This is a genomic window from Streptomyces dangxiongensis, assembly GCF_003675325.1.
GTDB classification, from domain to species: Bacteria; Actinomycetota; Actinomycetes; order Streptomycetales; family Streptomycetaceae; genus Streptomyces; species Streptomyces dangxiongensis.
Map to the genome: position 1 here is coordinate 2,556,139 of NZ_CP033073.1, position 20,103 is coordinate 2,576,241.

At 75.1% G+C, this 20,103-nt stretch carries 2 protein-coding genes and 2 pseudogenes; all 4 read right to left on the minus strand.

Annotated elements, in window-relative coordinates; all coding sequences use genetic code 11:
• Positions 1-755: 755 nt before the first annotated feature.
• Positions 756-2,000: a crotonyl-CoA carboxylase/reductase gene (ccrA, locus tag D9753_RS11255; RefSeq protein WP_121786890.1), complete on the minus strand. Its 1,245-nt coding sequence runs from the start codon at positions 1,998-2,000 to the stop codon at positions 756-758.
• Positions 1,997-3,604, minus strand: a complete 1,608-nt coding sequence (locus tag D9753_RS37820; protein ID WP_338058009.1) for an alpha/beta fold hydrolase — start codon at positions 3,602-3,604, stop codon at positions 1,997-1,999. Before D9753_RS37820 ends, ccrA begins: the two co-directional genes overlap by 4 nt.
• Positions 3,567-18,770: pseudogene (locus D9753_RS11265) on the minus strand (amino acid adenylation domain-containing protein); the annotation flags it as partial. The pseudogene D9753_RS11265 and the gene D9753_RS37820, both read right to left, overlap by 38 nt.
• Positions 18,750-20,102 (minus strand): annotated as a pseudogene (locus tag D9753_RS39685) (condensation domain-containing protein); the annotation flags it as partial. The pseudogenes D9753_RS39685 and D9753_RS11265, both read right to left, overlap by 21 nt.
• Between the last annotated feature and the right edge of the window lies 1 nt (position 20,103).

The following is a 20,103-nucleotide window of genomic DNA, read 5'->3' on the forward strand; positions in this document are numbered from 1 at the left end:
CCGACGCCGCCCCGGTCCGCCGCCACGACGGCACGTACTCCGGCGTACCGCACGCGACCTGCACCAGGCGGCCGGTGGCCCTCGGGTCCGGGTCCGGGGAACTGCCGGACCCGACGGGCACCGGCGTCCCGCCGTCCTCCGGGAACCGCCGGAGGTCCCCGGGCGGGGTCCTGTCGGCGGCCGGATTCACCACCTGGGGGCCGAGGCCGTGCGGGACCGGGGGAGTCCGGTGCTCACGCCCGAGAAGCGCCTGTTCCCGGGAGGGTACGAAGTCGGGGTGCGGGGTCGCCGGGACGTACGGTACGCCGATCTTCTCGGCTGTCCGAGGCACGGCTTTTCGAAGGTTGCGCGAATGGCTGGCGATATCGGCGCTGCCGTCGGCGGCCACCTCCCACATGCTCCGGGGAAACGCCGGACACATCCGCGGAAGGGAGGACTCGACTAGGTGGCCGTTCGGCCCCGCGAAGGGAACGCCGTAATTCTTCGCCAACGGGGAGAAGAGGCGCCGGGCCCCGAGAACGACACGGTGGCCGGCCTGTTGCAGCGCCCCGGAAAGCGCTGGACAGGGTGTGGTTTCTCCCCCGTTTCCGTAACAGTGGACAAACGCATTCATCCGTGCCCCTCACCGGTTCCCCATTCGGATCGCTGCCACATTAAAAGAGGGCCGCGCGGGGGAGCTGGACGCCGCCTCGACGCCCAACTGCCCCCGGCGGCGACGGCCCGGACGGAGGCCGGACGGACGGTGCCCCGGGTGGTCAGACGAGCGACGTCAGCCCGGGTCCGGGCGCGTTGACCAGGACGGCCGTGTTCCCGGCCGGGTGCCGGTTCTCGTAGACGAGCTGGTGGGCGTCGGCGATCTCGTCGAACGGCAGGGTCAGGCTCAGGCACGGGTCGACCCGGCCGGAGGCCACCAGGTTGATGGCCGCCCGGGTCTCGCGGACGTTGGCGGCGTGCGAGCCCTGCAGCCGTTTCTGGAACATCCACAGGAACCGCAGGTCGATGTCACCGTTGTAGCCGCTGGTGCCGGCGCAGGTGACCACCATGCCGGCGTGGTCGCAGACGTAGACCGAGGTGGCCAGGGTGTCGCGGCCCGGGTGTTCCAGGACGATGCGGGGCGACCTGCGTTCCCCGAGGACCTCCCAGATCCGGCGCCCGAAGGCGCGGGCCCCCGACTGCCAGCGCGCGTACGCCTCGGCGTCGGACGCGTCGGGCAGCCGGCCCCAGTGGTCGAAGTCGTGACGGTTGATGACCCCGCGGGCCCCCAGCCGCAGGCAGTGCTCCGCCTTGTCGTCGTCGGAGACGACGGCGATCGGGATGCCGCCGAAGTAGTCGGTGATCTGGATCGCCATGGAGCCCAGGCCGCCTGATCCGCCCCAGATCAGGACGGGGTCGCCCGGCTGCACGTGGTGCGGGGACCAGCCGGTGAGCATCCGGTACGAGGTCGACCCGCCGCCGAGGAAGCAGCCGGCCTGCTCCCAGGTCAGGTGCGGCGGCTTGGGGTGCACCTGGTACTCGTCGACGATCGTGAACTGGGCGAAGGAGCCGAAGTTCAGCTCGTATCCCCAGGCCTTCTGGGACCGGGAGGCGGTGGGATCGGTCCCCATGCGGATGTCCGGGGCCGACTCGTCCCACTGCACTCCGGCGATGATCACCTGGTCTCCGACCCGGTACTGGGTGGCGCCCTCACCGACCGCCCAGACCACGCCGGCACCCTCGGAGCCGGCGATGTGGAAGTCGTGCGGATCGCCCTGCTTGCGGCGGGCGGCGATCACGTCGGCGGGGGTGCCGAGGCCGGCCCACACGCCGTTGTAGTTGACGCCGGCCGCCATCACCATGACCAGGACCTGGCCACGGCCCACCGGCGGCACCTCCACCGGCTCGACACGGATCGCCTGCCGCGGCTCGCCGTACCGTTCCGGCCGGATCAGGGCCGCGTACATGTGGCTCGGGACCTCGCCGAGCGGCGGTGTCTCACCGATCTCGTAGATGTCGCGGGTCATCGTCCCTCCTCCTCTCCGAGGGCTGCCAGCCGCTCGGTGACGATCCGGCCGACCTCGGCGATCGGGCCGGACAGCAGCATCTGTTCGTGCCGGCCGGGCACGGTGCAGGCGTCGACGCGGCCGTCGACGTACGGCTGCCAGCGCAGCGTTCCCCGCTCGGCACCGGGGCCGTCCTCGCCGGCCGCGAGGAGCAGCACGTCGCCCCGGAAGACCTTCGGGGTGAAGGCCCGGCGCAGCTCCACGTGGTCCTGGAAGGTCTGCGCCACCGTGCCCAGGTGGTCGGCCAGCAGGTCGGTGAGCGGGTTGCCCTGCGCGCGCAGCACGCCGGCGACGCTCTCCTCGTCCGCGGCGGCCCCGTCGGGCAGGTGATCACCGAGGCCGGTGGCCTCCAGCAGTGCCGCCATCAGGTTCCGCTCCCCGGACGCGGGCGCGGCGGGCGCGGTCACGGCGGAGGTGACGGGGTACGAGTCGAGCACGGCGACCAGGCCGACCTCGGCCCCGTCCGCCTGGAGGCGGGTCGCGACCGCCTGGGCGACGAGCCCGCCGAAGGACCAGCCCAGCAGGTGGTAGGGGCCGTCGGGCCGGGCGGCGCGGATCCGCTCGGTGAAGTGCTCGGCGATCTCCTCGATGCTGCCGGGCCGGTATCCGGGCGTGGAGAACGCCCTGGCCTGCACACCGTAGACCGGCAGGGACGCGGGCAGGTGGCGCAGCAGCCCCGCGTACCGCCAGCTCAGGCCGCCGCCGGCGTGGAAGCAGAACAGGGCGGGGCCGCTTCCCCTGGTGCGCAGCGGCAGCAGGACGTCGAGTCCGTTGTGCTCGTCGGGTCCGGTGCCGCCCGCCAGCCGTTCGGCCAGCCCGCGCACGGTGGGGGCGGTGAACAGTGCCTGGATGCTCAGCTCGCAGCCGAGGACCGACCGGATGCGGCTGACCAGGGAGGCGGCGAGCAGCGAGTTCCCGCCCAGCAGGAAGAAGTCGTCGTCGATGCCGAGGCCGGGCACGCCGAGGGCGTCGGCGAACAGCTCGCACAGCACCGTCTCCTCCTGGGGGCTGCGCGGCCGTCCGGCGGAGTGGGCGGGCTGCTGCTCCGGCGCGGGCAGGGCCTTGCGGTCCAGCTTGGTGTGCGAGGTGAGCGGCAGCGCGTCGAGGACGACCAGCGCGGACGGCACCATGAACTCCGGGAGCCGCTCCGCCAGATGGTCCTGGAGTGCCCTCAGGTCGGGCGCCGGGGCGCCGGCGTCGGGCACCACGTAGCCGACGAGGCGCTTGTCGCCGGGGCGGTCCTCCCGGACCAGGGCGACGGCCTGCCCGATGCCGGGGTGGGCGGAGAGCGCCACCTCCACCTCGCGCAGCTCGACGCGGAACCCGCGCAGCTTGACCTGTTCGTCGGTCCGGCCGACGAACTCCATCAGCCCGTCGGCACGCCGGCGGACCAGGTCGCCGGTGCGGTACATCCGGGTGCCGGGCTCGCCGTAGGGGTCGGCGACGAACCGCTCGGCGGTCATACCCGGGTTGTTCTCGTAGCCCGCGGGCCACGCCGGACCCGGCGAGGTACAGCTCGCCGACCACGCCGGCCGGCTGGGGCCGCAGCCCGGGGCTGAGGACATAGGCCCGGGTGCCGTCGATGGCGGCGCCGATGGGGACGCTCTCGGGCACCTCGTCGCCGGGGTGCATGGAGTGCCGGGTGGAGAACACGGTGGTCTCCGTGGGGCCGTAGCCGGCGGTGACCACGGTGTCCGTGCCGACGCAGGCGTCCAGTGCCCGGCGGACGGCGTAGGCGGGAACCACGTCGCCGCCGGTGCGGACCTCGGCCAGGCCGCGGAAGCACTCCGGGTGGGTCTCGGCGAGCAGCCGGAACAGGCCTCCGGAGGCCCACAGTCCGGTGATGCCCTCCTCGACGACGAGGGAGGCGATGGCCTCCAGGTCGACCTTGCCGGGCGGGGCGACGACGACCTCGCCGTGGTTGAGCAGCGGCACCCACCACTCCAGGGTGGAGACGTCCCAGGCGTGCGGGCTGTGGAACAGCACGCGCTGGGTCGCGTCCAACTTCCACCAGTGGTCGGCGGCCAGTTCCACGACGGCGCGGTGGCTGACCGCGACGCCCTTGGGGGTGCCGGTGGAACCGGAGGTGTAGATGACGTAGGCGAGTTGGTCGGGCAGGACGGTGACGTCCGGCTCGGTGGCCGGCTGGGCGGGGATGCCGGGGTCGGTGTCGGCGGCGACCACCGTGACGCGGCCGGCGAGCCGCTCCGTCCAGTGGCCGGCGCGCCCGCTGTCGGTCAGCAGGACCGGGGAGCGGGTCTCGTCGAGCAGCAGCCGCACCCGCTCGTCGGGGTACGTGGGCTCCAGCGGGACGTACACGGCGCTCGCCTTGAGCACGGCCAGCACGCTGACGATCAGGTCGACCGAGCGGTCGAGCAGCACACCGACCCGGGTCTCGGGACGCACCCCCAGCTCGATGAGCCGGCGGGCCGTCCGGTTGGCGCGCTCGTCGAGTTCCCGGTAGGTCAGGCGGGTCCCGCCGAGCCGGACGGCTGTGTCGTCCGGGCCCTCGGCGACGGCCTGCGCGAAGCGGCGGGTCATGGTCGGTGGGTCGGCGGGGACGTCGAGCGGTCCGCCGTTCCAGCCGTCGATCAGCCGCTCGCGCTCCTCCGCGTCCGCGATGTCCACGGTGGCGAGCGGCTGCCGCGGTGCGGCGGTGATGCCCTCCAGGACGTGGACGAGCCGGTCCAGCAGCGTCTCCACGGTGCGGGTGTCGAACAGCTCGGGCCGGTGGTCGAGGCGCAGCCGCAGGCGGCCGTCGCCCAGGGAGGCGATCAGGGACAGCGGGTAGTGGGCCGCGGCACGTCCGTCCACGGACGTGGCGCGCAGGGCGCCCTGGCGTCCGCCGCCGGAGGTCGTCGGGAAGTTCTCGTAGACGACGAGGGTGTCGAAGAGGTCCCCGCCGGCTCCGGTCAGCCGCTGGATGTCGGCGAGCCCGACGTGGTGGTGGGCGGTGAGCGCGGACTGCTCGTCCTGCAGACGGGTGAGCAGCGCGCCCCAGTCCCCGGCCGGGTCCAGGCGGACGCGGACCGGAAGGGTGTTGATGAACAGACCGACGATGGACTCGATGCCGGGCAGCTCCGGGGGACGGCCGGAGACGGTGGTGCCGAACACCACGTCGTCGCGGCCGAGCAGCCGGCCGAGCAGCACGGCCCAGGCGCCCTGGAGCACCGTGTTGAGGGTGACCGCGTTCTCCGCCGCGTACGCCTGGAGCGCCGCGGTGGTCTCGGCGGGCAGTGCCCGGCCCACCTCCTGCGGCATGCGCGTGGGGGCCCCGGATCCGGCGGGCGCGAGCAGGGACGGCTCGCTCAGCCCGTCGAGCGCCCGGCGCCAGGCCTCCTCGGTGGCCGCCCTGTCCTGCCCGGCCAGCCACACGAAGTAGTCGCGGTACGGCACGACCGGCGGCAGGGCGGCCTGCTCGCCGTGGTAGAGGGCGACCAGGTCGCGCAGGAACAGCGGCATGGACCAGCCGTCGAGCACGATGTGGTGCTTGAGGATGACCAGCCGGTGCCGCTCCTCGCCCAGCCGGATCAGCAGGAACCGCACCAGCGGGGCCTCGGCCAGGTCGAAGCGGCGGTCGCGGGCCGCGTCGGTGAGCCGGGCCAGTTCGGCCTCCCGGGCCGCTTCGTCGAGGCCGGTCAGATCGGCCTCCTCGAACGGCAGTTCCACGTGGCGTGCGATGACCTGGACGGGGCTGCCGTCGGCGCGGTGGTGGAAGCCGGCCCGCAGGTTGGGGTGGCGTTCCAGCAGGGACTGTCCGGCGGCGCGCAGCGCCACGGGGTCCAGCGGCCCTTCCAGGTCGACGCTGAGCTGCATCGCGTACACGTCGGGCCCGGAGTCCGCGTAGAGGGTGTGGAAGAGCAGGCCCTCCTGGAGCGGGGACAGCGGCAGTACGTCCTCGACGCCGCCCGGCGCGGCCTCCAGGGCGTCGATCTCGGCCTGGGTGAGGGAGACGAGGGGCAGGTCGGACGGGGTGAGGCCGCCGGCGTCGGGGCGTTCGGCCGCCGCGGCCAGCTCGCCCAGGGCCCGGAACCAGTCGTCGGCGAGCTGCCGGACCTGGTCCTCGGTGAACAGGGCGCCGGGCCACGAGAACGTGACGTCCAGCAGGGGTCCCTCGGCGGTCTCGCGGGTGACGGCGCTGATCTCCAGCGGGTGCGCGAACGGCAGTCCGGCGTCGGACGGGACGACCCGGGTGTCCATGCGCGGCTCTCCGGACCAGCCCGGCGCACCGCCCGGGGTGCCGTCGCCGAGGGCCGTACCGTTGACGCGGCCCAGGTAGTTGAAGCCGATCTGCGGGGCGGGGTGGGCGGCGAGCAGACCGGCGGTGTCCGGGTTGAGGTAGCGCAGCAGCCCGTAGCCGAGGCCGTTGTCGGGCACGGCGCGGATCTGCTCCTTGATCCGCTTCAGCGCGGCGGCCGGGCCGTGCCGCCGGGTCCGTTCGCCGGTGCCGGGATCGAGGCGCAGCGGGTGGATGGCGGTGAACCAGCCGACGGTGCGGGACAGGTCGACGTCGTCGGCGAGGTCCTCGCGGCCGTGGGTCTCGACGTCGATGAGGACCGAGGAGCCGGAGCCCCAGCCGTTGCGCTCCCGCCAGCGGGCCGCGGCGCAGGCGAAGCCGGTGAGCAGCACGTCGTCGATCCGGGCCTGGAAGCGGTCCGGTACGGCCGTGAGCAGGGTGCCGGTGGTGGCGGCGGGCAGCCGGACCGCGAGGTGCTCGGCGGTGGCGCGGGTGTCGCGGGCGGGCCGGAAGGCGTCGGCCCCGATCCGCGGGTCGTGCTCCTCCAGTATCCGGGTCCACAAGTCGAGTTCCGCGGCCCGCTCGGGGGTCTGGGCCTCGGCCAGCAGTAGCTGGGCCCAGCGGCGCGCAGAGGTCCCGACCGGTGCCAGGCGCGGGGTCTGCCCGGCCGCCGCGGCCTGCCAGGCGGCGACCAGGTCGGGCACCAGGATCCGCCAGGACACCCCGTCGACGACCAGGTGGTGGGCGACGAGGAGCAGCCAGCCCGTCCGGTCGGTGCCGCCGTCGAACCAGACGGCCTGGAACATCACGCCGTTGCCGGGGTCCAGACGGCGCCGTGCGGCCTCGCCCTCCTCGGTGACCAGGGCGGTCAGTGCGGGGTCGGCCGGATCGTCGGGGAGGCCGCTGACATCGACCCGGGTGATGCGGTCGGCGGCGGGCACATCGCCGACCGGGCGCACGGTGAGGCCCCATGAGACGGAGGCGGCGGAGCCCGACAGGCGCATGCGCAGCGCGTCGTGGTGGTCGGTGACCGCCTGCAGCGCGCGGGTGAGGGCGTCGTGGCCGAGGCTCGGGACCCGCAGCAGCACCGACTGGTTCAGTCCGTCGATGGGCCCGCGCCGCTGCGCCAGCCAGCGCACGACCGGCGTCGGCGGCACCGGGCCGACGCCGTCGTCGGCGGGGGCGGCGCGGCCGGGCCGGGTCTCGGCGACCGCGGCGGCCAGCCCGGCGACGGTCTGGTGGCGGAACATGTCGCGCGGGGAGACGGCCAGGCCCGCCTCGCGGGCCCGGCTGGCGACCTGGAGGGCGGTGATGCTGTCGCCGCCCAGCGCGAAGAAGTTGTCCCGCGTGCCCACCCGCGGCAGGCCGAGTACCTCGGCCATGACCCGGCACAGCACCTCCTCGCGGGCGGTGCGCGGGGCGCCGTCCGTGCCGGCGGGCCCGGCGGACGCGGCCGGGGCGGGCAGCGCCGCCCGGTCGATCTTGCCGTTGACGGTCAGCGGGATCCGGTCGAGGACCACGAGCGCCGACGGCACCATGTACTCGGGCAGCGCCTCGGCGAGCCGGGCCCGTACGGCGGTGGTGTCCAGACCGGTGCCGGGGGCCGCGGCGAGGTAGCCGACCAGACGCGGGCGGCCGGGCTCGTCCTCGCGGACCGCGGCCACCGCCTGCCCGACACCGGGGCAGGCCGCGAGGGCCGCCTCCACCTCGCCGAGTTCGACGCGCAGGCCCCTGATCTTGACCTGGCCGTCGGCGCGGCCGACGAACTCCAGCTCCCCGTCCGGGCGGCGCCGGACCACATCACCCGTGCGGTACATCCGGGTGCCCGCCGGGCCGAACGGGTCCGCGACGAACCGCTCGCCGGTGAGCGCGGGCCGGCCGAGGTAGCCGCGGGCCACGCCGGCCCCCGCCACGTACAGCTCGCCCGGCTCGCCGTCGGCCACCGGCGCGAGGCGGTCGTCGAGGACGTGGACGCGCAGGTTGGGCAGCGCGCGGCCGATCGGCGGGACGCCGTGGCGGGCCGGGAGCGGGCCGGCCATGGTGCAGGACACGGTGGTCTCGGTCGGGCCGTAGCAGTTGAACATCGCGCGGCCGGCGGCCCACCGGGCGACCAGGCCGTCCGGCGGAGCCTCCCCGGCGATCACCAGGGTGCGGACCGACGGCAGGGCGTCCTCGGGCAGCCGGGTGAGCACGGCGGGGGGCAGGGTGGCGTGGGTGACGCCGTGGGCGCGGATCAGCTCCGGCAGTTCGGCGACCTGGTCGAGCATGTCGGCCGGGCCCAGCACCAGGCACGCGCCGCAGCTCAGCGGGGTGCAGATCTCCGACAGGGCGGCGTCGAAGCTGAGCGAGGCGAACTGGAGCACCCGGCTGCCCGGGCCCATGGCGTACGGCTCGATCCGCGCCCGGACCAGGTTGGGGATGCCCCGGTGCTCGACCACGACGCCCTTGGGGCGTCCCGTGGAGCCGGAGGTGTAGATGACGTAGGCGGGCGTGCGCGGGGTGAGCGATGCGGTGCGGTCGGTGTCCGTGAGGTCGTCGGCCGCGAGACCGGCCAGCGCGGCACGGGTGGCGGGCTCGTCGAGGACGATCCGGGTCGCGCCGGGCGCGGCCGGAAGCCGGTCCCGGACCGCGGTCGTGGTCAGCGCCAGGGCCGGCGCCGCGTCGCCGAGCATGTACGCGATCCGGTCGGCGGGGTACTCACTGTCGAGCGGCAGGTAGGCGGCTCCGGACTTCAGTACGGCCAGGACGGCGACGACCATGTCCGGTGAGCGCGGCACCATGAGCGCCACGACCCGCTCGGGCCCGGCCCCCTGCCGGATCAGCAGCCGGGCGAGCCGGTTGGCGCGCTCGTTCAGCTCGGCGTACGTCAGCGTGCCGCCCACGCCGGCCACAGCGGGCGCGTCGGGCGTGCGGGCCACCTGTTCCTCGATCATCCGGGGTATCAGGGAGCCGAGGGCTTCTTCCGTGCCGTCGTGCGGTCCGGTCTGCAATTCCTTCTCCAGCGTGGGGATGTCGAGGTCGCCGAGGGCCCGGTGCGGGGCGGCGGCCACCTCCTCGAGCAGTCGGGTGAAGCGCGCCGTCATCGCCTCGGCCGTCGGGCGGTCGAAGAGGTCGGTCGCGTAGGCGAGCGTTCCGGTCAGGCCGGCGGGCTCGCCGTCGGGTCCCCGGTGTTCCGTGACGCGCAGGGACAGGTCGAACTTGGCGGTGCCGTGCTCCCCGGTGTCCGGGCGGGCGACGCCCTCGGCGGTGAGGCCGTCCAGGGCGGCGCCGTCGCGCTGGAAGGCGTCCAGCACGAGCATCACCTGGAACAGCGGATGCCGGGCCAGCGAGCGTTCGACGCCCAGCTCCCGCACCAGTTGCTCGAACGGCAGATCCTGGTGGGCGTAGGCCGTCAGGTCCGTCTCCCGTACCCGGTCCAGCAGTTCGCGGAAGGTCGGGTCGCCGCTGGTGTCGGCGCGCAGCACCAGGGTGTTGACGAAGAACCCGACCAGGTCGTCGGCGGCGTCGTCGGTGCGGCCGGCCACCGGGGTGCCGAGCGGGATGTCGGTGCCGGCGCCGAGCCGGGTGAGCAGTGCGGCCAGCGCGGCCTGGAGCACCATGAAGAGGGTGACCCGGCCGGACCTGGCCATGGCGAGCAGTTCCCGGTGCAGTGCGCCGTCCACCTCGAAGGGGACGAGGCCGCCGCGGTGGCTCGCCTCGGCGGGGCGGGGCCGGGCGGCGGGCAGCTCCAGTACGTCGGGCAGACCGGCGAGGGCGTCCTTCCAGTAGGCGGCCTGCCGGGCGGCCTCGCTGTCCGGGTCGCGCACATCACCGAGCAGTTCGCGCTGCCACAGGGCGTAGTCGGCGTACTGGACGGGCAGCGGCGCCCACTGCGGGGCGGAGCCCGTGCGGCGGGCGGCGTAGGCCTCGGCGAGGTCACGGACCAGCGGGCGCATCGACCAGGCGTCACCGGCGATGTGGTGCAGCACCAGCACCAGCACGTGATCGTCCGGGCCGAGCGTCAGCAGCGTGGCGCGCAGCGGGAGTTCCGCGTCGAGCCGGAACACGTGCCGCACCGCGGCCGCCACCGCGCCGTCCAGCGCGGATTCGGCCACGGTCACCACCCGCAGGCCGGGGCGTGCCTCGGCGGGGTCCAGGATGCGCTGGTACGGCAGGCCGCCTCGCTCGGTGTGGAGCGTGCGCAGCACCTCGTGGCGCGCCACCACGTCGGCGAGGGCCGTCCGCAGGGCTTCCGTGTCGAGTTCGCCGCGCAGCCGGGTGGCGAGCGGCAGGTTGTACAGCGCGCCGGGCTCCTCGATGGCGTTGACCATCCACAGGCGGTGCTGGGCGTGGGACAGCGGCAGGGGCTCGGGCCGTGCGCGGCGTGCCAGTGCGGGCCGGGCGGTCGCGGCCGTGTCGGCGTACCGGGCCAGGCCGGCCACGGTGGGCGCCTCGAACAGCACCCGCACCGGCACCTCCACGCCCAGCACCGCGCGGATCCGGGAGACCAGCCGGGTCGCCAGCAGCGAGTGCCCGCCCAGCTCGAAGAAGCCGTCGTCGATGCCGACCCGGTCGAGGCCGAGGGTCTCGGCGAACAGGCCGCACAGGATCTCCTCCTGCGCGGTGCGCGGCTCGCGCGTCGGCCCGGTGCTCAGGTCGGGCGCGGGCAGCGCCCTGCGGTCGGTCTTGCCGTTCGGGGTCAGCGGTACTGCGTCCAGCGCCACGACCGCCGAGGGCACCATGTACTCCGGCAGCGCAGAGGCCAGCGCCCCGCGGACGGCGGCCGTGTCCTCGGTGCCGACCACGTAACCGACCAGCCTGGGCACCCCGTCGGGTCCGGGCAGCACCGCGGCGACGGCCGCGGTCACCCCCAACTGGGCCAGCAGGTGGGCCTCGACCTCGCCGAGTTCGATGCGGTGGCCGCGGACCTTCACCTGGTCGTCGGCCCGGCCCACGAACAGCAGCCGGCCGTCCGCCGACCACCGCACGACGTCACCCGTGCGGTACATGCGCGAGCCCGCCCGGCCGAACGGGTCGGCCACGAACCGGCCCGCCGTCACCCCGGCACGCCCCAGATAGCCGCGCGCCACCCCGTCGCCGGCGATGTACAGCTCCCCGGCGACACCGGGCGGAACCGGCCGCAGGCCGGCGTCCAGTACGTACACGCGCGTGTTCGCCAGCGGACCCCCGATCGACACCTCGGGGCCCGTCACCGGGGCCGACGTCGACCAGATCGTCGTCTCCGTCGGCCCGTACAGGTTCACCACCGACGCCGCCGACGCGGCCAGCTCCTGTGCCAGCGCCGGGTCCAGTGCCTCACCGCCGACCAGCACCCGCAGGCCCTCGACCGCCTGCGGCGCCTGCTCCAGCAGCGCCCGCCACAGGCTCGGCGTCGCCTGCATCACCGTCACGGCCTCGGCCCGCGCCAGTGCGGCCAGCGCCCGGGGGTCCCGCACCGTCTCGCGGGGCGCGAGCACCAGCGTCGCCCCCGCCACCAGTGGCCCGAACACCTCCAGCAGCGCGATGTCGAACCCGAAGGTCGTCACCGCCAGCCACCGCTCCCCGGGTGCGGGGCCGGCGACCGGGCGCATGGCCCACAGGAAGTTCCGCAGGGCCCCGTGCGGGACCACCACGCCCTTCGGCCGCCCCGTGGAACCGGAGGTGTACAGAACGTATGCCGCGTCCTCGGGCGACACCGTCACCGGGTGCACGGCATCGCCGGACGGCCGTACGTCCTCGACGAGGACCACCTCGCACTCCGGCGGCACCACCGACGCCGTCCCGCGTGAGGCCAGAACCACCGCCGGTGCCGCGTCCGCCAGGACGAACGCCACCCGTTCGGCCGGGAAACCGGTGTCCACCGGCAGGAACGCCGCCCCGACGCGCCCAGCCGCGAGCATCGCGGCGACCGCGTCCGCCGACCGTGGCAGCGCCAGCGCCACCACCGCGCCACGCCGCACCCCGCGCCGCGCCAGCGCTCCGGCCAACTCGCTGACGCGGACGTCGAGTTCGGCATACGACCAGGACGTGCCGGCACACCGCACGGCAGGCGCGTCCGGTGTCGCGGCCACCTGTGCGGCGAACCACTCCGGCAGCAGCCCCACGGGTACCGCGGACGCGGAGTCGTTCCACTCCTCCAGCACCGTCGTCCGCTCGTCGGCCGAGAACAGGTCCAGGTCGTCGAGGCGGCGAGCGGGGTCGTTCGCGACCTGGCGCAGCAGCCGTACGAGGCGGTCCGCGAGGGAGCGGGCGGTGGCGGGGTCGAAGAGAGCGGTGGCGTACTCCAGGACGCCGTCGACCCCGGCCGGGTCCCCGGTCTCGGTGTGGCGTTCGCCGAGGCCGAACGACAGGTCGTAGCGCGCCCACTTGGCGGTGCCGCGCTCCACCGTCGCGGTCAGGCCGGGCAGGTCCAGCGCCGTCCCCTTCGCGTGCTCCAGAGTGAGCATGACCTGGAACAGCGGGTGCCGGGCGAGGGAACGCGCCGGGTTCAGTTCCTCCACCAGCCGCTCGAACGGCAGGTCCTGGTGCGCGTAGGCCGCCAGGTCGGTCTCGCGCACCCGGGTCAACAGGTCGGCGAAGGCCGGGTTGCCACCGGTGTCGGTGCGCAGCACCAGGGTGTTGACGAAGAACCCGACGAGGTCGTCCAGGGCCTCGTCGGTGCGGCCGGCCACCGGGGTGCCCAGCGGGATGTCCGTGCCGCAGCCGAGCCGGCCGAGCAGCGCGGCGACACCTGCCTGGAGGACCATGAAGAGGCTGACGCCGTGGGCCCTGGCGAGCGCGACGAGCCGCTCGTGCAGGCCGGCGTCGAGGGTGAACCGCACGTCGGAGGCCGGGTGCGGTCCGCCCGCCGGGCGGTGCCGGTCGACGGGGAGCGGCAGCTCCTCGGGGATGCCCTCCAGGGTGTCGCGCCAGAAGGCGAGCTGACGGGCGATCTCGCCCGGCTCACCGGAGGCGGACTCGCCGAGGACCTCCCGCTGCCACAGCGCGTAGTCCGGGTAACCCACCGGCAGCGGCTGCCAGGCGGGCGCGGTGCCCTCGGCGCGGGCCGCGTAGGCGGTGCCGAGATCCGCGGCGAACGGCCGCCACGACCAGGCGTCGCTGGCGATGTGGTGCATCACCAGCACCAGCAGGTGCTCCGCGGCGCCGAGTCCGAGGAGGGTGGCGCGCAGCGGCGGCTCGGTCGTCAGGTCGAAGCCGCGGCCGGTCAGTTCGGTGACCAGGTCCGGCACGTCCGCCGCGGTCGCCGGCCGCACGGGCAGGTCGAGGTGGCCGGTGCCGTCGAGCACGCGCTGCACCGGCTCGCCGTCCACCGCGGGGAAGACCGTGCGCAGCGACTCGTGGCGTGCGGCGACGTCGCGCAGGGCGCCGCCCAGGGCGTCCCGGTCCAGCGGGCCCGTCAGCCGCAGCACGGCGGGCACGTTGTAGAGCGGGCTGTCCGGATCCATCCGGTTGAGGAACCACAGCCTGCGCTGGGCGTAGGAGACCGGGATGCGTTCGGGGCGCGGCCTCGGCGCGAGCGCGGGGCGGGCGTGCTCGGCGTCGCGCAGCAGACCGGCCAGGCCGGCGGGCGTGGGCCGCTCGAACAGGGCGCGCAGCGGCAGTTCGACACCGAGGACGGTCCGCACCCGGTTGACGAGGCGGGTGGCCAGCAGCGAATGACCGCCCAGGTGGAAGAAGCTGTCGTCCGCTCCTGCCCGGGACGTGCCCAGGACCTCGGCGAACAGCGCGCACAGCACCTCTTCCTCGGGGGTGCGCGGCGCTCGTCCGGCGGGGACGTGCGCGGGATCGGGGGCCGGCAGGGCGGCGCGGTCGGTCTTGCCGTTGGCGGTCAGCGGCAGCGCGTCGAGGACGACGACGTCGGCCGGCACCAGGTAGGGGGCGAGGGTCCCGGCGAGGTGCGTGCGCACCGTCTCGGCGTCGGGCCCGGCTCCCGGGGGGTTGCCGGTGGGGCTGTGCGGGACGACGTAGGCGGTCAGGCGCACGTCTCCGGGCCGGTCCTCGCGCAGGGCCGCGGCGGCGGACGCCACTTCGGGCACCCGCAGCAGCGCCGCCTCGACCTCGCCCAGTTCGACGCGGTGACCGCGGATCTTGACCTGGTCGTCGGCACGGCCGGTGAACTCCAGCTCGCCGTCGGCGTTCCAGCGGACCCGGTCGCCGGTGCGGTACATCCGCGAACCGGCCGGGCCGTGGGGATCGGCGACGAACCGCGCGGCGGTCAGGCCGGGCCGGTTGGCGTAGCCGCGGGCGAGGCCGTGCCCGGCGACGTACAGCTCGCCCACGGTGCCGTCGGGGACGGGGCGCAGCCGGCCGTCCAGGACGTAGGCGCGGGTGTTCCACATCGGGCGGCCCAGGGGCACCGGGCCCGGGGCGACGGGTCCGTCCCCGGTGAGGCGGTGGTCGAGGCAGCCGACGGTGGTCTCCGTCGGGCCGTAGTGGTTGATCAGCGCCAGGTCGGGGCGGTCGGTGCGCCGGCCGGCGAGCTGCTCGCCGCGCAGGGCCTCGCCGCCGGTCATCAGCTCGGCGTGCGGGGCGAGGACGTCCGGCATGAGCTCCAGCAGCGGCAGGTGGCTCGGGGTCACCTTCAGGAAGGTCAGCCCGCCGGGCACGTCGAGCCGCTCGTCGAGGTCGCCGACGTGCAGGCAGCCGCCGGCCAGCAGCGTGCCGTACAGCGTGGTCAGGCCGAGGTCGAAGGAGAGCGACGAGTGCAGCAGCGAGCGTCCGGCCAGACCGGGGTAGGTCCGGGCGGCGCGGAAGGCGTAGTCGGCGAGGGCGCGCTGCGGGACGACGACGCCCTTGGGAGCGCCGGTGGAGCCGGAGGTGTAGATGACGTAGGCCGCCTGGTCGGGGGAGGGCGGGCCGACCGGGTCCGGTGCCTGGGAGGACATGCGGCGCAGTGCCGCGCGGGTCTCCTCGCTGTCGAGGACCAGGAGCCGCTCGGGTCCGCCGGCCAGTCCCGGCACGCGGGCCAGGGTGTCCTCGGTGGTCAGCAGGACGGCGGCGGCCGCGTCCTCGCGGATGAAGTCCAGCCGGCTGCCGGGCTGTTCGGTGTCGAGCGGGAGGTAGGCGGCGCCCGCCTTGCCGGCCGCCAGCATGGCGACGACCGCGGTGGCGGAGCGGGGCAGTGCGAGCCCGACCAGGTCCTCCGGGCCGATGCCGCGGCTCGTGAGCAGCCGGGCCAGCCGGTTGCTGCGGGCGTCGAGCTGGGCGTAGGTGAGTACCTCCGTGCCGTCCGCGACCGCCGGGGCCTCGGGGGTGCGGGCGGCCTGCCGGGTGAACAGGCGGGGCAGGGTGCTCTCGGGCAGGGCCTGCCCGGTGTCGTTGCGGGCGTGCAGGAGGTCGGCGCGTTCCTCGGCGGAGAGGATCTCCAGGTCGCCGATGGAGCGGTCGGGCTCGGCGACGGCACCGTGCAGCAGCCGGACGAACCGGGCGACGAGACGCTCGACGGTGGGCCGGTCGTACAGGTCGGTGGCGAACAGGGCCTGGGCGCGCACCCCGCCGGGCGCGCCGTCCCCGGCCCGCGTCTCGCCGAGCCGGAGGGCCAGGTCGAAGCGGGCCGTGTCGTCGTCGCGGCGGAGGACCTCGGCGGCCAGTCCCGGGAGGGCGGGCACGGGCGGTGCGGTGTCCTGGAGCGACAGGGAGACCTGGAACAGCGGGTGGCGGGCGAGGGACCGCTCGGGGTTGAGCTCCTCCACGATCCGCTCGAACGGCAGCTCCTGGTGGGCGTAGGCGGCCAGGTCGGTCTCCCGGACCCGGGCCAGGAGCTCCCGGAACGTGGGGGCTCCGGAGGTGTCGGTGCGCAGCACCAGTTCGTTGATGAAGACGCCCACGAGGTCGTCGGCGGCGTCGTCGGTGCGGCCGGCCACCGGGGTGCCGAGCGGGATGTCGGTGCCGGCGCCGAGCCGGGTGAGCAGTGCGGCGAGCGCAGCCTGGAACACCATGAACAGGCTGACGCCGCTCTGCGAGGCCAGGGTCAGCAGCCGGCGGTGCAGCCGGGCGTCGAGGTCGAAGGGGACCTGGTCGCCGTGGTGGGTGGCGACGGCCGGGCGGGGCCGGTCGGTGACCAGCGGCAGTTCCCCGGGCAGGCCGGCCAGCGTCTGCTTCCAGTAGGCAAGGTGGCGTGCGGCCAGGCTGCCGGGGTCGGACTCGTCGCCGAACAGGTCGCGCTGCCACAGGGCGTAGTCGGCGTACTGGACGGGCAGCGGCGCCCACTGCGGGGCGGAGCCCGTGCGGCGGGCGGCGTAGGCCCCGGTCAGGTCGCGGACCAGCGGGCGCATCGACCAGGCGTCACCGGCGATGTGGTGCAGCACCAGCACCAGCACGTGATCGTCCGGGCCGAGCGTCAGCAGCGTGGCGCGCAGCGGGATGTGGGCCGTCAGGTCGAAGCCCTTCCGGGTGGCCTCGGCGACGACGCGGGCCAGGTCGTCCTCGCCGGTCCGGCCGGTGCTCAGCACCTGGGCGGCGGCCTCGGCGGGGCCGAGGACGTGCTGGTACGGCTGTCCGTCGCGTTCGGGGAAGACCGTCCGCAGGGACTCGTGGCGGCCGAGCACGTCGGCCAGTGCCGAGCGCAGCGCGTCCGCGTCCAGTTCGCCGCGCAGCCGCAGCGCCATCGACATGTTGTAGTGGGAGGCGTCCGGGTCCATCCGGTTGACGAACCACAGGCGGTGCTGGGCGAAGGAGAGCGGCACGGTTCCGGGCCGCTCCCGGCGGACCAGCGCGGGGCGGGCGGCGGCGGCCGTGTCGGCGTACCGGGCCAGGCCGGCCACGGTGGGCGCCTCGAACAGCGCCCGCACCGGCACCTCCACGCCCAGGACCGTCCGGATCCGGGAGACCAGGCGGGTGGCGAGCAGCGAGTGCCCGCCCAGCTCGAAGAAGCCGTCGTCGATGCCGACCCGGGGCACCGAGAGGATGTCCGCGAACAGGCCGCACAGGATCTCCTCCTGCGCGGTCCGCGGTGCGCGTCCCTCCCGGGCGCCCAGGTCGGGGGCGGGCAGTGCCTTGCGGTCGGTCTTGCCGTTCGGGGTCAGCGGTACGGCGTCCAGCGCCACGACCGCCGAGGGCACCATGTACTCCGGCAGCAGCCCGGCCACGTGGCGGCGCACCGCCGTCACATCCGGCGCGGTCCGCGGTTCGGCCGGCACCACGTAGCCGACCAGCCGCTTGTCACCGGGTGTGTCCTCACGGACCGTCGCCACCGCGTGGGCGACGCCGTCCGCGGCGGCCAGCGCCTGCTCGACCTCGCCGAGTTCGATGCGGTGGCCGCGGATCTTCACCTGATCGTCGGCCCGGCCCACGAACAGCAGCCGGCCGTCCGGCGACCACTGGACCACGTCACCCGTGCGGTACATGCGCGAGCCGGCCCGGCCGAACGGGTCGGCCACGAACCGGCCCGCCGTCAGCCCGGCACGCCCCAGGTAGCCGCGGGCCACGCCGTCACCGGCGATGTACAGCTCACCCGGCACACCGGGCGGCACCAGCCGCAGGCGGCCGTCGAGGACGTACACCCGCGTGTTGGCCAGCGGGCCGCCGATCGGCACCTCGGCGCCGGTGACCGGCGCCGACGTCGACCAGATCGTGGTCTCGGTCGGCCCGTACAGGTTCCGCACCGAGGCCGCACCGGCCGCCAGCTCCCCGGCCAGGGAGGCGTCCAGGGCCTCGCCGCCGACCAGTACCCGCAGGCCGTCGACGGCCCGCGGCACCTGTTCCAGCAGCGCCCGCCACAGGCTCGGCGTCGCCTGCATCACCGCCACGCCCTCGGTGCGGACCAGGTCGCCGAGGACGGCCGGGTCGCGTACGGCGTCACCGGAGGCCAGCACCACCGTCGCGCCGCAGACGAGCGGCAGGAACACCTCGAGCAGCGCGATGTCGAAGCCGAAGGTGGTCACGGCCAGCCACCGGTCCCCCGGTGACAGCGCCACATGGGACGCCATCGCGCCCAGGAAGTTGCGCAGTGCGCCGTGCGGGACCACCACACCCTTCGGGCGCCCCGTGGAACCCGAGGTGTAGAGCACATAGGCCGCGTCGTCGGCCGTCACCTCCACCACCGGGACCGGCTCCCGGGCCGGACCCGTGTCCTCGACGTCCTCCACCAGCACCGCCGCGCACTCCGCCGGCAGCACGGACGCCGTGTCCCGCGACGCCAGCACCACGGCCGGTGCCGCGTCCTCGAGCACGAACGCCACGCGCTCCGCCGGGAAGCCGGCGTCCACCGGCAGGAACGCGGCTCCGGTGCGGACGACGGCGAGCATCGCCGCCACGGCGTCCGCGGAGCGCGGCAGCACCAGCGCCACCAGCGAGCCCCGGCCCACGCCGCGCCGCAGCAGTTCGGCGGCCAGCTCCCGTACGCGGGCGTCCAGCCGGGCGTAGGTGAGGGGAACTCCGTCGCAGGTCACGGCCGGGGCGTTGGGGGTCGTGTCCGCCTGTCGCGCGAACCGCTCGGGCAGCAGGGCCGGGGACAGCGCGGTGGCCGTCGCGTTCCACTCCCCCAGCAGCCGTTCCCGCTCCCCGGCGGAGAGGATGTCGGCGGCGGCCACGGGGCGGTCCGGGTGCAGGACGGCGGCGCGCAGCATCCGTACGAAGCGGTCCAGCAGGGCCTCCGCCGCCGGGCGGTCGACGAGGTCGGGGCGGTGGTCGAGGCGGACGTGGAGGTCGTCGCCGCGCTGGGAGACCACGAGGGTGAGGGGGTAGTGGGTGGCGTCGCGGCCCTTGGCGCCGACCAGGCGCAGCCCCGATTCGAGGGCGGCCGAGGTGGCCGGGTCGACGGGGTAGTTCTCGACCAGGACGGCGGTGTCGAAGAGGTCGCCGGTGCCGGCCAGGGTTTGGATGGCGGACAGGCCCAGGTGCTGGTGGGCGCCCAGGGCGGACTGCTCGTCCTGGACCCGGGTCAGGGCCTCGGCCCAGGTCTCCGTGGCGTCGAGGCGGACCCGTACCGGGACGGTGTTGATGAACAGGCCGATCATGGTCTCGACGCCGGGGATGTCGGCCGGGCGGCCGGAGACCGTCGTACCGAAGACGACGTCGTCCCGGCCGGTCAGCCGGCCGAGCAGGGCGCCCCAGGCGGTCTGGACGACGGTGTTGAGCGTGACGGCGTGCTCGGCGGTGAGGCGGGCCAGGCCCGTGCGGAACCGAGCGGGCAGGGAGGTCTCTACGCGCTCCGGCAGACGCGGTTCGCCGCCGGGTACGGCACCGGCGCACACGCGGGTGGGCTCCGTCAGGCCGTCCAGGGCGGCGCGCCAGGCCCGCTCGTCGGCCTGCCGGTCGCGGCGGCCGAGCCACTCCAGGTAACGCCGGTAGGGGGTGCTGGGTTCGAGGGCCCGGTCGCCCTGCTCGTAGGCGGTGAAGACCTCGCGCAGCAGGACGGGGACCGACCAGCCGTCCATGAGGATGTGGTGGTTGGTCAGGACGAGGCGGTGCAGGTCGTCGGCGCGGCGGACGAGCAGGCAGCGCAGCAGCGGGGGCGCGGCGAGGTCGAAACGCTCGGCACGCTCCTCGTCGGCGAGCCGGGCCAGTTCGGTGTCGGCCTGCTGCGGCGGCAGGCCGCCGAGGTCCTCCTCGCGCCAGGGCAGGTCGATGTGGCGGGGGACGAACTGGACGGGCTTGCCGGAACGCACCACCCGGAACCCGGCCCGCAGGTTGGGGTGCCGGCGCAGGACGGCGGTGACGGCCGCACGCAGCCGGATGGCGTCGAGGGGGCCGGCCAGGTCGACGAAGAGCTGGACGGTGTAGGCGTCCTGGCCGGCGCCGTCGTCGTACAGGGAGTGGAACAGGAGTCCCTCCTGGAGGGGCGACAGCGGCAGCACCTCCTCGATGGCGGAGGGGCCGCGTCCCTTCCGTGTGGTCTGCGTCGTCACT